General features: G+C 68.5%; 15 protein-coding genes. 9 read left to right on the top strand and 6 right to left on the bottom strand.

Features of this window, described 5'->3' with window-relative positions; translation table 11 throughout:
- The 5 genes from ACFVM3_RS17135 to ACFVM3_RS17155 all read right to left on the bottom strand — a co-directional run.
- A partial coding sequence (locus tag ACFVM3_RS17135; protein WP_378439727.1) for a glycosyltransferase 87 family protein occupies positions 1 to 1,173 on the bottom strand: 1,173 nt, incomplete at its 3' end.
- A gap of 92 nt (positions 1,174 to 1,265) precedes the next feature.
- Positions 1,266 to 2,486: an ABC transporter permease gene (locus tag ACFVM3_RS17140; RefSeq protein ID WP_378439729.1), complete on the bottom strand. Its 1,221-nt coding sequence runs from the start codon at positions 2,484 to 2,486 to the stop codon at positions 1,266 to 1,268.
- The gene (locus tag ACFVM3_RS17145) at positions 2,483 to 3,169 is read right to left on the bottom strand and encodes an ABC transporter ATP-binding protein (RefSeq protein WP_034308470.1); all 687 of its coding nucleotides are present in this window, start codon (positions 3,167 to 3,169) and stop codon (positions 2,483 to 2,485) included. Before ACFVM3_RS17145 ends, ACFVM3_RS17140 begins: the two co-directional genes overlap by 4 nt.
- The gene (locus tag ACFVM3_RS17150) at positions 3,166 to 4,266 is read right to left on the bottom strand and encodes a peptidoglycan-binding protein (protein WP_378439731.1); all 1,101 of its coding nucleotides are present in this window, start codon (positions 4,264 to 4,266) and stop codon (positions 3,166 to 3,168) included. The genes ACFVM3_RS17145 and ACFVM3_RS17150 overlap by 4 nt, the downstream gene beginning before the upstream one ends.
- Positions 4,263 to 4,814 (bottom strand): hypothetical protein, encoded by a 552-nt coding sequence (locus ACFVM3_RS17155; RefSeq protein WP_378439733.1) that lies wholly within the window; start codon positions 4,812 to 4,814, stop codon positions 4,263 to 4,265. The genes ACFVM3_RS17150 and ACFVM3_RS17155 overlap by 4 nt, the downstream gene beginning before the upstream one ends.
- A 230-nt stretch (positions 4,815 to 5,044) precedes the next feature.
- Between ACFVM3_RS17155 and ACFVM3_RS17160 the strand changes: the two genes are divergently transcribed.
- From ACFVM3_RS17160 to sepH, 4 genes are all read left to right on the top strand, one after another.
- Entirely contained in the window at positions 5,045 to 6,847 is a 1,803-nt protein-coding gene (locus ACFVM3_RS17160; protein WP_378439735.1) for an alpha-L-fucosidase, read from the top strand.
- Positions 6,848 to 6,962: 115 nt separating this feature from the next.
- Positions 6,963 to 7,622: a response regulator transcription factor gene (locus ACFVM3_RS17165; RefSeq protein WP_378439737.1), complete on the top strand. Its 660-nt coding sequence runs from the start codon at positions 6,963 to 6,965 to the stop codon at positions 7,620 to 7,622.
- A complete protein-coding gene (locus tag ACFVM3_RS17170; RefSeq protein ID WP_378439739.1) occupies positions 7,619 to 8,785 on the top strand; it encodes an ATP-binding protein in 1,167 nt (388 codons plus the stop codon). The genes ACFVM3_RS17165 and ACFVM3_RS17170 overlap by 4 nt, the downstream gene beginning before the upstream one ends.
- Before the next feature lie 190 nt (positions 8,786 to 8,975).
- Entirely contained in the window at positions 8,976 to 9,821 is an 846-nt protein-coding gene (gene sepH, locus ACFVM3_RS17175; RefSeq protein WP_378439741.1) for a septation protein SepH, read from the top strand.
- 36 nt (positions 9,822 to 9,857) lie between these two features.
- On the opposite strand, the gene ACFVM3_RS17180 is transcribed toward sepH, so the two are convergent.
- A complete protein-coding gene (locus ACFVM3_RS17180) occupies positions 9,858 to 10,223 on the bottom strand; it encodes an MmcQ/YjbR family DNA-binding protein (RefSeq protein WP_378439743.1) in 366 nt (121 codons plus the stop codon).
- A gap of 74 nt (positions 10,224 to 10,297) precedes the next feature.
- Between ACFVM3_RS17180 and ACFVM3_RS17185 the strand changes: the two genes are divergently transcribed.
- From ACFVM3_RS17185 to ACFVM3_RS17205, 5 genes are all read left to right on the top strand, one after another.
- Positions 10,298 to 11,146, top strand: a complete 849-nt coding sequence (locus ACFVM3_RS17185) for a hypothetical protein (protein ID WP_378439745.1) — start codon at positions 10,298 to 10,300, stop codon at positions 11,144 to 11,146.
- A gap of 306 nt (positions 11,147 to 11,452) precedes the next feature.
- Positions 11,453 to 12,067, top strand: a complete 615-nt coding sequence (locus tag ACFVM3_RS17190; RefSeq protein WP_378439746.1) for a hypothetical protein — start codon at positions 11,453 to 11,455, stop codon at positions 12,065 to 12,067.
- A 32-nt stretch (positions 12,068 to 12,099) separates the two neighbouring features.
- On the top strand, positions 12,100 to 12,552 hold the full coding sequence (locus tag ACFVM3_RS17195) for a hypothetical protein (RefSeq protein WP_378439748.1): 453 nt from the start codon (positions 12,100 to 12,102) through the stop codon (positions 12,550 to 12,552).
- A complete protein-coding gene (locus ACFVM3_RS17200; RefSeq protein ID WP_378439750.1) occupies positions 12,549 to 13,772 on the top strand; it encodes a putative T7SS-secreted protein in 1,224 nt (407 codons plus the stop codon). The genes ACFVM3_RS17195 and ACFVM3_RS17200 overlap by 4 nt, the downstream gene beginning before the upstream one ends.
- Positions 13,772 to 14,392 carry a hypothetical protein gene (locus ACFVM3_RS17205; protein WP_378439839.1) on the top strand — a complete coding sequence of 207 codons (621 nt, stop codon included), beginning with the start codon at positions 13,772 to 13,774 and terminating at the stop codon, positions 14,390 to 14,392. Before ACFVM3_RS17200 ends, ACFVM3_RS17205 begins: the two co-directional genes overlap by 1 nt.
- The last annotated feature ends 2 nt before the right edge of the window (positions 14,393 to 14,394 follow it).

Below are 14,394 nucleotides of genomic sequence, written 5' to 3' on the forward strand. Positions count from 1 at the left end.
GGCCTCCTTGAGGGACCCAGAGTCCCTCAAGGAGGCCTTCACGGATTTGAGCACCAGCAGCAGCACAAGGCCGTACAGCACGAAGGATTCCGTCGCCAGCCACCAGCCGAAGCTCCCGGCGGGCCGCGGCGCGAGCCACATCGGCGCGATCACGAACAGCGCCACCGTCACGGCCGCGAGCGCGTACGAAACGACCGAGCGCGCCCAGACCAGCAGCGCGAGGATCGGCACGCACCAGATCCAGTGGTGCGTCCAGGACACCGGTGACACCAGCAGCCCGCCGACAGCGCACGCCGTCAGCGCGAACACCGGCTCCGCGACGCGCACGATCACGAACGCGGTCAGCGCCACCACGGCGATCGAGGCCAGCACCCAGGCGATGTCCTCCGCCGAGCCGAGCCCGAGCCGCGCCAGCATCCCGCGCAGCGACTGGTTGCCGACGTAGCCGCGATCGCCGATCCGGCTGGTGTCGAAGAGGATGTTCGTCCAGAACTTCGCGGACGCCCCCGGCGCGACCACGAACATCAGTGTGCCCGCGCCGAGGAAGCCGGCCACAACCCGCGCGGACGAGCGGAAGTCCTTGCGGAGCAAGAAGAACAGGATGAAGAAGGCCGGGGTCAGCTTGATCGCGGCGGCGACGCCGATCAGCAGTCCCTTCGTGCGGGCGCGGCCCGGCAGGAGCGCGTCGAGGACGACGAGAAGCATCAGCAGCGTGTTGACCTGGCCGAAGCCGAGCGTCGAGCGGACCGGTTCCATGATCCCGCCGACGGCCTGCGCCCCGATCGCCGCCAGGACGGCGATGGCGCGGCCACGGACGTTCGCACGGTCGGTGAGCGAGCCGTTGAGCGTCGCCACGAAGACGTAGACGACGATGCCGCCCGCGATGATCGACGCGAGCCCGACCAGTCTCGTGGCCAGTGCGGCGGACAGGAGCGTGCCGGGCAGGAACACCGCGGCCGCGAACGGCGTGTAGGTGAAGGGCAGCCAGCCCCCGTGCGTCTGCACCCACGCGCCGTACGGGTCGCCCGAGTCCAGGAGCAACCGCGCGCCGCCGATGTAGACCTCGAGGTCCTGGCCGTCGAACACCTTGAGGGTGAACAGCACGCCGACCACGACGACTTCGAGCGCGATCAACGCCCCCGCGAGTTTCCGCCCCGACAGTCCCACCAGCACCTGGCGAGATTACCCACCGCTACTCCGCATCCAGTCCTCTGGATGCGGTAGTTGGCACCGCGAACTACCGCATCCAGAGGACGAAACGCGAGCTAGGCGAGGGCCTGGGTCGGCGGGAGCCGCGCCGCGCGCATCGCCGGATAGGCGCCGGCGACGGCACCGACCAGAGCCGAGACCCCGACCCCGCCGAGCAGGGCGCCGACGGGGAGCACCGCCGGCCAGCCCTGGCTCAGCGCGTACCCCGAAGTCACCAGCACCCCGACCAGGACCCCGGCGATCCCGCCGAGCCCGGACAACAGCACCGACTCGGCCAGGAACTGGCCTCGCACCTGCCGTTTCGTCGCGCCGAGCGCGCGACGCAGGCCGATCTCCCGGCGTCGTTCCAGCACCGAGATCACCATCGTGTTGGCCACGCCGACGCCGCCGACCAGCAATGCCACCCCGCCGAGCCCGAGGAACAGCGCGCTGTAGGTGTTCTCCGTCAGCTTCTGCGCCTCCAGCGCCTCCGACGGACGGCGTACCTCGACCTCGTTCGGCGCCTCCGGGTTCATCGTCTGCGCCAGCACCGAACGCACGTTCTCGACCTGCGAGTCCTTCGCCCGCACGTACACGGTGGTCGGATGCCCCTCGAAGCCGAGGAGCCGCTTGGCGACGTCCCAGCCGACCAGCGCCGACCGCTCGATCTCGGGCGCCAGCGGCGTCGGCCCGAGGATGCCGCCCACGGTGAACCACTTCCCGTCGATGAACACCTGCGGCGGCTTGGCCGGGTCGATGCGGTCGATCCCGAGCCGCGCGGCCGCGACCGACCCCAGCACGACGACCGGGTAGTCGCGAGTGGCGTCACGGAGGAACTGCCCGTCGCGGACGGCGCCGCCGATGACGTCGAGAAGGTCCGGGGTCGCCGCGTAGACGCCGAGGCCGGACGTTTCGTCCTTGGCGATCTTGTCCGTACGCCGCACCGTCCCGTCGGTGGTGCCGGTCGCGGACGCCGCCGTCACCGGGGCGATCCGCTTCGCCATCGGCACCGCGCTGTCCGGCAGCGTCGCGTCGCCGCCGAACATCGTCTTGCCCGGTCCCGCCGAAAGCAGGTTGGTGCCGAGCGCGGCCAGCTGGTCTTGCAACGCCTTCGCGCCGGACGCCGGGATCGCGAGCACCGCCACCATCGCGGCGATCCCGATCCCGATGCCGAGCGCGGACAGCACCGCGCGCATCGGCCGCGTCCGCATCCCGTGCGCGCCCAGGTTCAGCACGTCACGCGGGCCGAGCCTGGCCGGATTCGGCGTCGGCGTCTTGTCGACGACCGGCGCGCTCACACCAGCACCCCCGTCCCGGTGTCGAGCCGGATCCGGCCGTCCCGCAGTTCGATCCGCCTCGGGATACCCGCCGCGATCTCCCGGTCGTGCGTGATGATCACGACCGTCGTCCCCTGCGAGCTCAATGTGGCGAGCAGGTTGAGGATCGCCGCGCCGTTGCCCGTGTCGAGATTCCCGGTCGGCTCGTCGGCCAGCAGGATCGAAGGCGAGTTGACGACCGCCCGTGCGATCGCCACCCGCTGCCGTTCCCCACCGGAGAGCTCGTTCGGGAAATGCCCGGCCCGATGCGCGAGACCGACGCGGTCGAGCGCGGCCAGCGCCCGCTCGTGCCGTTTCCGCCGCGGCACGCCCGCGTACAGCAGCCCCGTCGCGACGTTGTCGACCGCGCTCACCCCCTCGCTGAGGAAGAACTGCTGGAACACGAACCCGATCCACCGTGACCGCAACGCGGAAAGCTTGCGGTCGGGCAGTTTCGCCACGTCGTGCCCGCGCAGTTCGATGACGCCGCTGGTCGGCCGGTCGAGCGTGCCCATCAGCTGCAGCAGCGTCGACTTGCCGGAACCGGACGGGCCGACGATGGCGACCATCTCCCTGTCCTCAATGGACAGTGACACCTCGTGCAGTGCCCGCACCCCGCCGGGATAGGTGCGCGAAGCGCCGCGCACGTCCAGCACCGGGGTCATGAGGTCGTCACCACCCGCATCCCGGCGGCGAGCCCGGTACCGCTGATTTCGACGCGGCCGCCAGAGAACAAACCGGTCTTCACCGCGATGAGACGCCGATTGCCGCCTTCGTCGACTTCGACGGCGTAACCACCCTCGGCGAGCGCGAGCAGCGCGCCGACGGGGACCGCCAACACTCCACTGTGGACTTCCTTGGTGAAGCGCACCGAGACGGGTGTCGAATCGAGCGATCCCGCCGCGGCCGGATCGTCCAGTTTGATCTTCACCTTGATCTTCGGCTTGCTGTCGTCCTGTCCGGCGCCGTCCTTGCCGGTTTCCGCGACCTTGCCGACCTCGGTGATCACGCCGGTCGTGGTCTTGCCGCCGGTGATGTCGATCGCGACCTTGTCCCCTTCCTTCGCGATCGCCTGCTTGGCGGCGTCGAGCTTGACCTCGACGAGGCGCTCGGTGCCGGTGTACTTCAGGAGTTCGCCGCCACCAGGGCCGCCGAGCTGCGCGGCGATCTGCGAAACCCGGATCTCACCCGGCGCGAGAACGACGTCGCCCTGCCCGAAGGCGCCGGTCTGCTCCAAGCCCAGCGACTTCTGCCATTTCTTGAGCGCGGCGGCGGTGGCAGAGGTGAACTTCTTGTCCGGGGTGCCGAAACCGCCGAAACCGAGCGCCTTCAGGTTCTCTTCCAGCTGCTTGACGTCCGGGCCGTCCGCGGCCCCGTCCGCGAGGTCACGGAAGAACGGCAGCGTGCCGTAGAACAACGGCACCGGTTTGGCGTCGACGCCGTACACGGTCTTGCCCCTGGTGAGCACCGCGCCCGTGTCCGGCAGGGCGGTGATGGTGCCCTGTTTCCGGCCGGCGAGGGCGTTTTCCGCGCCGTAGCCCAGGGTTCCGTTCGCCTCTTCCTCCTCCTGCAGATCGGTCTTCTCGATCTTCGCGGTCTCCACCGGTGGTGGCGCCTGCCCGACCTGCTGGGCCTCCGACGTGACCCTGGTCAGCACGACCACGGACATCGTCCCGACCACGACGACGAGGACCGCCGCGATGATGAACCAGCGTGCCCGGCGCGACCGCCGTGCACCGCCGGGTCCTTCGTGTTCGCTCATTTCGCCGGGGCCGCCCTCATGGTCATGCCGAGACCGCAGGCCTTCGCCGCTTCTTCGAACTTCTTGGGGTCGCCGCCCGCGTCCAGCGTCATGGCGGCGCCCTTTCCGCTGGGATCGGGATCCGGGAAGTCGATGCCGTGCTCGCGCATGCACTTGGCTTCCTTGCGCATCTTGTCGAGCTCTTCCGGCGTGGGCGGTTTGATCTCGCCACCGTTCGGCAGCAGCTTCCGGCACGCGTCGCTCGCGGCCTTCATCTTGTTCTCGTCGGGCCTGCCCTCACCGGCCTCGATGGAGATCGCGCCCTTCCCGTCGCCGGTGGTCTGGGGATCCGGCATGTCGATCCCGTGCTCGCGCATGCACTTCGCGAAGTTGCGCATCTTGTCCTCGTCGGACACGTTGTCGGCCTGCTTCCCGTCACCGGCGGCGCCGGGAGCAGGCGGCGACGAGATCGAGGCGACCTTGTCGCCGCCGTCCCCGCCACCGCCACAGCCGGCCACCAGCGCGAGGACCGCTCCGGCGATCAGCGCCGCCATCGGTCGTTTCCGCATCGCTGCTCCTTCGGTCGTCTTGGCGCACCGATTTCTACGGAGCGGGCGATTCCGGCGCGGTAAGCGATGTTGCTTATGTCGCGCTTACCGTCCCAGTCAGCGGGACAGAGATCCGATCTATCTGCCGTCTTTACGGGTGAACTACGCAACCAACGAGACTTTCAGGGGTTCACATCCGACCTCTGGCTTCTTAGAGTCCCCGACGTCCACACCTCAGCGAGGAGGAGTGCATGAATCGCCGCAAGCCACTCCGGGCCCTGGCGGCCCTCGTCATCGCGACCACCGCACTGGGCGTCGTGCCCGCCGCGGAAGCCGCGCCACTCCCGTCCGACCACGCCTACGACGACCCGTTCACCGCCGAGCGGACGCGCTGGTGGCGCGACGACCGCTTCGGCCAGTTCATCCATTTCGGCGCGTACTCCCAGCTGCAAGGGAAGTACACCCGTCCCGACGGGAGCGTTTGCCAGGACGCCGAGTGGATCCAGCGGAACTGTCAGATCCCGCGCGCCGAATACGAGCAGATCGCCGCGAAGTTCAACCCCGCCGGGTTCGACGCGAACGCCATCGCGCAGTCGGCGAAGGACGCCGGGCAGAAGTACGTGGTGATCACGTCGAAACACCACGAGGGCTACGCGATGTGGCCGACGAAGGTCAACAAGTTCAACCTCCGCGACCATTCGGCGTTCGACAAGAAGCGCGACATCCTCGCCGAACTGAAACGCGCGACGGCCGCGCGCGACGTCAAACTCGGCTTCTACTACTCGATCTGGGACTGGCACGACCCGGACTTCCCCGATCCCGCGACCTTCCCGAAGTACAAAGAGCGGATGTATGCCCAGCTCAAGGAACTCGTCGACAACTACCGCCCGGCGGTGCTGTGGTTCGACGGCGAATGGAGCACCGACCGGCCGAACAACCCGTGGACGGAAAGGGACGGCGAGGAGCTGGAGGCCTATGTCCGCAGTCTCGATCCGTCCATCGTGGTCAACAACCGGGTCGGCAAACGCCGGGTGGTCGACGGCGACACGGGGACGCCGGAACAGGAGATCCCGGACAAGCCGGTCGACGGGCAGCTGTGGGAGTCGTGCATGACCCTCAACGGCAGCTGGGGCTACACCGATTGGGACCACAACTGGAAATCCTCGGCGGATCTGACCAGGAAGCTGCTCTCGATCGCCGGCCGCAGCGGCAATTTCCTGCTCAACGTCGGACCCGACCGCAACGGCCGCGTGCCACAGGAATCCATCGACCGGCTGAAGCAGATGGGCCGGTGGCTGCGCACGAACGGTCACTCCGCCGCCGTCTACGGGGCGGGCGCGCCAGGGCTGGTCGCCGAACCGGGCTGGGGCGTCGTCAGCCGTCGCGGCGACAAGCTCTACGCGTCGGTGTTCGACTGGCCCGCCTCGGGCGGCTCGCTGACGCTCGACGCGTTGGCGCCTTTCCGGGTTCGCGAGGCCCGGGTACTCGGCAGCCGTCAGCGCGTACAGGTCGAGCAGCCCCCCGGAAGCGTGAAGCTCACGCCGTCGGGCAGCCGGACGAACGACGTCGCGACCGTCATCGAGCTGAGCGTCGATCCGCTGCCGCAGGCGCCCGCCGGCCGCGGCTCGGGGCTGACCGCGGAGTACTGGCCGAACGCGGACTTCACCGGGACACCGACGGTGCGGCGGGTCGAGCCGGGCGTGAACCACAACTGGAAGTTCACCGGCTCGCCGGACGCGAAGATCCCGGCGGAGACCTTCTCCTCGCGCTGGAGCGGCCGGGTCACCGCGCGGGACACCGGGAAGTACACGTTCACCACGGTTTCGGACGACACCGTGCGGCTGTGGGTCGACGGGAAACTCCTGATCGACAACACCATCCCGCACGGTCCGAGTGTCGACAAAGCGACACTCGACCTGGTCGCCGGGAGGTCGTACGCGATCCGGCTCGAACACACCGAACGAGGCGGTGAGGCCTCGATGAAGCTGCTGTGGTCCAGCCCGAACACCCCTCAGCAGGTGATCCCGGCGCGGCAGCTGCACCCGGCGGACTGAAGGGGACTTTCACCACATCTCACGCGGTGAAGGGCGCTTTCCCCGCATCACATGCGGGGAAAGCCCCCTTCAGCGCTTATCCCGCGCTTACCCCCATCCGGGGCAGACTGGCCAGGTGAGAGTGCTGGTGGTGGAAGACGAGCGGCTGCTGGCGGACACGATCGCCGAGGGCCTGCGACGGTTCTCCATGGCCGTCGACGTCTGCTACGACGGCGCGCAGGCCCTGGACCGGGTCGGTGTGCACGGCTACGACGTCGTCGTGCTCGACCGGGATCTCCCGGTCGTGCACGGCGACGAGGTCTGTGCCGCGGTGATCGGGGCGGGCGGCGAGGCGCGGGTCCTCATGCTGACGGCCGCGGCCGACGTCAACGACCGGGTCGCCGGGCTGGGCCTCGGCGCCGACGACTACCTGACGAAACCGTTCGCGTTCGCCGAACTCGTCGCCCGGGTGCAGGCGTTGTCGCGGCGCGCACGGCCGGCGCTGCCGCCGGTGCTGGAGCGCGGCGGCGTGGTCCTCGACCTGCCCCGGCACCAGGCGTCCCGCGACGGCCGGTTCCTTCCCTTGTCCCCCAAGGAGTTCGCGGTACTGGAGGTGCTCATGCGCGCCGAAGGGACCGTGGTCAGCGCGGAAGACCTGCTGGAGAAGGCGTGGGACGAGCACGCCGACCCGTTCACGAACGCCGTCCGGGTGGCGATGATGACGTTGCGGCGCAAACTCGGTGAACCGCCGCTGATCGAGACCGTGCCCGGCGCCGGTTACCGGTTCGGGTCGTGAAACCGCTCCGGCTCTCCGTCCGCACCAAGCTGACGGCGCTCTACGGCGGCGCGTTCCTGCTCGTCGGGCTCGCGCTGCTCATCGTCAACTACCTGCTGGTGAGCTCGACGCTGCCGGACACGGCGGCCTTCGCGAACGGAGCGACCGCGGGGGTCCAGGTCCAGATGGCCCAGCCGTATCCGATGGACACGACGACCATCCTTCCCGCCGAGCGCGCTCAAGCCACACAACTGGTCGCGACGTCGATCACCGAATACCGCTCGGGCGTCCTTTCGACCCTGCTGTGGCAATCGCTGGTGGCGCTGGCGATCGCCGGCGCGCTCGCGGTACTGCTCGGCTGGCTGATGGCGAGCCGGGTACTGCGGCCGTTGCACGCGATCACCTCCACCGCCAGGAAACTCGAGGTGGAGAACCTCGACCGGCGTATCGACCTCGACGGTCCCGACGACGAACTCAAGGAACTCGCGGACACCTTCGACGGCATGCTCGACCGGCTCGCCGTGTCGTTCGACAGCCAGAAACGCTTCGTCGCCAACGCCTCCCACGAACTGCGGACCCCACTCGCGGTGCAGCGCACGCTCGTCGAGGTGGCGATGGCCGATCCCGACGCGAGCCCCGAGATCCGGAAACTCGGCGAACACCTGATCTACACCAACGAACGCAGCGAACGGATGATCGAGGGCCTCCTCGTCCTCGCCCGCAGTGACCGCGGCCTGGCCGCGCGCGGCCCCGTCCGGCTGGACGAGGTCGCGGCGACGGTGATCCGGTCGGCGTCGGCCATGGCGGAGGAAGCGGGCGTCACGGTGGAGTCGCGGCTGCGGCCGCGGACGGTGTCCGGTGATCCCGTGCTGCTGGAGCGGCTGGTCACGAACCTGGTGCACAACGCCATCACCTACAACCACAAGGGCGGCTGGGTCCACGTCGACATCGGCGTCGATCCGGCGCTGGTGGTGCGCAACACCGGTCCGCAGGTGCCGCTGGACGCCGTGCCCGCGCTGTTCGAACCGTTCCGGCGGCTGTCGGGCGACCGCACCGGCGACTCGCGCAACGCGGGCCTCGGGCTGTCGATCGTCCGGTCCATCGCGAAGGCGCACGGCGGGACCGCGGGCGCGGAACCGGGCGGCCGCGGCGGCGGACTGGTCGTCCGGGTGCGGCTGCCGTAGATTCCCCCGATCGTGACTGTGCGTGTCCGGCGCGTCACACGGCGAGCCGCCCGTCGCTCGCGCAGAATTCCCCTTGCCGTCATGAACAAAATAGTGAGCAGGACACATGACATCGGCGCGCCTCACACGTCAAGGCGACGCGCCGTTTTAACGTGGACACCCACAATGGTGAAGAATCGGGGAGGCGAGAATGCGAGCGCTACGGGTGGTCGGGCTGCACGAGGACGGTAAGTCCATCGTGTGCGAAGACCCGGCGAGCCGCACGCGCTTCCTGCTCCCCGCGGATGAGAGGCTGCGAGCGGCGGCGAGGGGTGACATCACCCGCCTCGGCCAGATCGAAATCGAGTTGGAGAGCCAAATGCGGCCACGCGAGATCCAGGCACGAATCCGGGCCGGTGAGTCCGTGGAGCAGGTCGCGAGCAGCGCCGGCGTCACCGTGCAGCGCGTCGAGCGGTTCGCGTACCCCGTCCTGCTCGAACGTTCCCGTACCGCCGAACTGGCCCAGCGAGCCCATCCGGTCCGCGAGGACGGCCCCGACGTCCAGACGCTCGGCGAGGTCGTCGCGCACTCCTTCGGGCAGCGCGGCCACGACTACAGCCAGGCGACCTGGGACTCCTGGCGGGGCGACGACGGCAAGTGGGTCGTCGTGCTGAGCTGGAAGGCCGGTCGCTCGGACAACCGCGCGCACTGGTCGTTCGCGCCCGGCGCGCACGGCGGCACCGTGCAAGCCCTCGACGAGAACGCCGAAGTCCTGCTCAACCCCAACGCCTACCGCGCCCCGCGCACGGTCCGGGCGCTGGACCCCGGCAAGGAAGCGGCCGTCCAGCCCACCCTCGATTCGGTTCCGGACGAGCCGGTCGCGAAGGTGATCGACGCGCCGATCGCGGAACCCGAAGAAGAGGCCGAGCCACCACTTCCGGCTGACGAGCCGGAGGAAGTGGCCGAACCCGCTCCACGGGCGAAGGGGAAGAAGAACCACCCCATCGTTCCATCCTGGGAAGACGTCCTTCTGGGCGTCCGATCACAACGAGGTTGAATCCGCACGTAGTGGCCCCTTCCGGTGGAGGGGCCATTACGTGCGTCCGGGGACCTGCGCGATCAGGGATTTCGGCGCCACGAGGCAATACGCGTCGACGACGATCCGCTCGATTTCGGCCCAGTCGACGTCCACGTCCAGCCGCACCCCGAGCCATCCCCGATGCCCGACATACGGCGGCCGGAAGAACCGCTCCGGTTCGGCGCCCACCAGTTCCTCCTGTGCTCCCGGCGGCGCCGGGCACCAGAAGGCGACCTTGTCGTCGTGATGACGGTCGGCGTACATGACGAACGTCTTCTTCCCGCGCACGAACCACGTCGGCTCGCCGTGACTGAGCCGCTCGGAGGTCTCCGGCAGCGCGAGGCACAGCCGTCTGAGTGAATCGAGCGGGTCACCGGTCATGGATCTCAGTATCCTCGCCGCTCGGTTCACGCGGAATCGATCGTCCTCCCCTACCCTCTGGAACGGGAGGGATCATGTTTTCGACGACCGGGGAGAACCCGTGGCAAGTGCGGGTCACGAGACTGCGCTACCAAGTCCTGTCCGGAGCGCCGTACGCACATGTGTCGCCGGTCGAATGGCAGGTCGACCCGGACAGCATCCGCATGATCGCCCGCGAGCGCGGCTACGTCGAAATCCCGCCGATGTTCCAGGGCTGCCTGAGTTTCCAGCACGCGCCCGATCGTTTTCCCCCGGCGGCGGCTTTCGATCATCCTGAAACCGGCCCGAGCGAGAACCGGGAACGCTGGCTTCGCAACCGGATCGACGGGAAAGCCTCGGTTTGGATCAGCGTCCGCCATGCCGGGCTGTCCACCCGGCACATCACCGAAATCGCCGCCGGTGAAGGGATGACCGTCGTCGCCGACCTCTCCGACCCCACCGATCGGCTGCTTCTGTTGAGCCGAGATCCGCGACCTCCGAGGCGACCCGTTCCCGTCCAGGCGGGCCTGAAGCGGTTCCGCTACTCGTTCCTCCTCTGGCTCTTGCCACTCGCGAACTTCTTCCTGTGTTTCCTCGGTGCGTTCATCGTCAGTGCCTCGAACGGCTACGACCCCGAAACACCGCTGGTGACCATCCTCATGGTGATGGCCTTCGGCCTCGCGATCCCGCTTTCCTTCATCGTCACCGTATTCCCGCACACGACCAAGGCAGGCTGGCTGGCGAAGGAGTTCAACGGGAGCAACAGTGTGCAGTTCCCGTTGAGCATGTTCGGGATCTCGGAGCCCTTGGCCGTCCAGCTCGCCGCTCATCGTGGCTATTTCCTGATCGGGCACACGGGTTCGCGAATGCACGGCCGCTACCTGAAGTTCGCCAAGCAGGTATAGGAAGGGCAGCCGATGTACCTGTCGCCGGAAGGCATTCAGCCCGTCGAATTCGGGGCCGAGTGGGCATGCCTCCTCGGTTCCCTGCGGTACCGGCAGTTCGACGGACGCTCTGTCGTGCACATCTCACCCGCTCTTTGGGGAATGGATCCGGCGACCATCCGGCAAGCCGCATACGACCGCCGATACGTCGAAGTCCCTCCCCCCGGGCCGGACGTCCTCAGCTTCCGATTCGCCCCGGACTCCTTTCCTGGGCGGCTCTTCGATTACCCAGCGCCCAGTCCGGCCCCTTTGCGCGGGCAATGGCTGATGAAGAAGATCCGCGGCAAGGATCAAGTCTGGATCAGCCTGCAAGACGCGAAGCTCAGCCGACGACATGTCGTCGAACTCGCGGGACAGGCTCAAATGACCGTAATGGCCGAATTCGCGGATTCCAGTGACCGGATCCTGCTGCTCACCCGTGCCTCGAATCCCCCGCGCACCACCACCGGACTCCGGATCGGTTCGCCGGGTTTCCTGACGGCCACCGTCGTGATCGTGATGATCCTGACCGCCGTCGGCTGCGCGGCCGGTGCGATGACCGAGCGTCCTTGGCTGCTCCTGGTGAGCGTGGTCGTCGGCTTTCCCCTGATCGTGGGCAGCTTCCTCTGGATGCGTGCCGCGCCAAGGAGCCGCCGCGTGACCTGGCTGGCCGATCGGTTCGACGGTTCCCCGTCGCTCCTCATCGCCCCCGCCTTCCACGGAGTCAGCCCTGAACTCGTCGCGCAGATGGCCGCTTTCTTCGACTACTACTACACCGCCTGGGTAAGGCAGAACAACGGGCGACTCCAGGGAATGGCCTTCGTGCGGCGGAACATTCCGGCACACCGGGGAACGGACACGGACGGGCGAACGTCGAACACAGGTGACGCGGGACAGTTCTAAACTGCCGGTCAAGTCGTACCAAAGGGGGGCACATGAGCGGGTACACGGTGAAGATCGCCGAGCTGGGAAAGCTCATCGGCGATCTGGAAACCGGCGCAGGCCGGATGGCGGACGCGAACAAGAAACTCTCCGGCGGTGGCGCGTGGGGCGCGCTGGGCAACGAGGATCTCGCGAAAACCGGAATGGACTTCGAAGAAGCCTGGGAATTCGGGATCGGCAGGCTGGGTGAGGCCGCGGAAGGCGTCACCGAAAGGCTGAAGAAGGCCCAGCAGAAGTACCAGAAGATGGAAGAAGAATTCGGCGGTGACCTGAACAAGTTCGCGGAGCTGATCCCCGCTCCCGTCGACGGTCCCCAAGGCGGTGGCACACCGAAACCCGGGGGTGCGCCCGACCCTTCACCGCGATTTCCGCTCGGCGACGACGGCGGCCCGGTCGGCGGCGGCTACACCGGGGGTATCACCGACATCCTCGGAGGTGGCCGGTGACCGGCAACCAGTACCCCGCGCTCGGCTTCGACCCGGCTCCCGGTGACGTCGGAGGCGTCGGCGACCTCGCCGAGAAGTACCGCGCGGTCAGCCGCGACCTCTCCGAAGCCGACACCATGCTGCGTCAGATCGTCACGAAGCAGGGAATCTGGACCGGCGAGGCCAGCGAGGCCTTCGCCCGGCGCCTGGGTCCGCTGCCCGAGTACCTCGAAGGCGCGGCGCGCTCGATGGCACAGGCCGCGTACGCGCTCGAAGGCTGGACACGCGACCTCGGGGAGCTTCAGCGTCAGGCAGCCGACTTGGAACGGCAGGCCAAGGCCGCCGCCCAAGCGGCCGAGCAGGCTCGCGCCAATCCCGACTTCGCGCTGGCGAACCGGACGTTCACCGACCAAGAGTCCTTGCAGATCGCGCAGACCCTTCTCGACAACGCCGGACGACAGCTCCAGGCGGCCATCGACGGCTGCACGGAGATTCAAGAAGCCGCGAAGAAGCTTCTCGAACAGCACAATTCGGCCGCCGTGCGCGTCGCGGACCTGCTACGGAAGGCGAAAGAGCTCGCTCCTGACGAGCCCGATCTGCTGGACGACGTCGTCGACGCGGTCACCGGAGTCGTCACCGACCTCGTGAACACGACCGCCGACCTCGTGGACGCGGCCTGGGACCTCGTTCAGGACAACGCCGAGATGCTGTCGAAGGTGTCCGACGTCATGGGAGACATCGGCAATCTGCTCGGCGTCGCCAGCGATTTCATACCCCCACCCGTCGGCGAGATCACCAGCATCGTCGCCGCGGGCTTCGGCGTGGCGGCTCTGGGCGGGCATGGCGTGGCGAAGGCGGCCGGCGCGGACGTCGCACCCGAGACCCTGACGTTCGACGCGATCGGCGCGGGAACCTCCCTGGCAGGGATCATCCCCGGCAATTCCGCTATGGCGACCAAGATGGTCACCGCCGCCGGGCTCGCCGGTTACGGCGCTCTCGGAGTCCAGACCGGCATGGACACCGCGGGAGAGATCCAAGGACGCAAGTTCGAAGGACCGATCGACGACTTCAAGAACTACTGGGTCCCGAAGGACGGCACCCAGTGGGCCGTGGCCGGTTCGTCGATCATCTTCGGCGGGGCGCCGCTGGCCGCGATGGCCATGGGCAACGCCATCGAGCAGGGTGCGGCCGAGGATCGCAAGAACGCCCAAGAGCGTGCCGAGGACAAGGCGTGGAGCTGATGAACGCGACCGGCCTCCGGATCGACCTGCCGCCCGGCTTCACCGGGATGCCGGTGACCGGGGACGACACGATGAACGCGCGATTCGCACTGGGGGTCGGCGAAAAGGCCGCCGCCCACGCCGGGCGGTCCACCGAGGACTTCGCCGCCGCGTTGATGGCGCTGACTCCCGAGCTGAAGGCGAACGGCGTGCGGGTGTTCGGCAAGTTCGCCGCGGGCGACGGCCCCGAGTACCTGGCCACGTTGTCACTGGCGGTGCCGCGCTGGCCGGACGCGGATCCGGAGATGCTGACCCTGCGGCGCACCGCGGTGGCCGACGCCTTGCTGGACGTCTACCGGAAGAAGCATCCGCGTGCCGACGCACGGGTGATCCGGTTGCCGATCGGTCCGGCGATGGCCGCCGTCGTGGCGGGCGAGTACCGGCTGCCGCCGGAGTTCACCGGCCGTCCGACGGAGATCGTGCGCGCGCAGGCCAAGGTGGAGTACCAGATCCCGCTGCCCGGCGGCGAGTTCCTGGCCGTCCTGGTGGTCGTCGCCGAATCCGAGACAGGGTGGCCCGCGGTCGCGGAAGCCGCGTCCCGCGTTGCGCACAGCCTGCGCCAGGGCACCACGGAGGAATGACG

It is taken from the genome of Amycolatopsis sp. NPDC057786 (assembly GCF_042797905.1).
Classification (GTDB): domain Bacteria; phylum Actinomycetota; class Actinomycetes; order Mycobacteriales; family Pseudonocardiaceae; genus Amycolatopsis.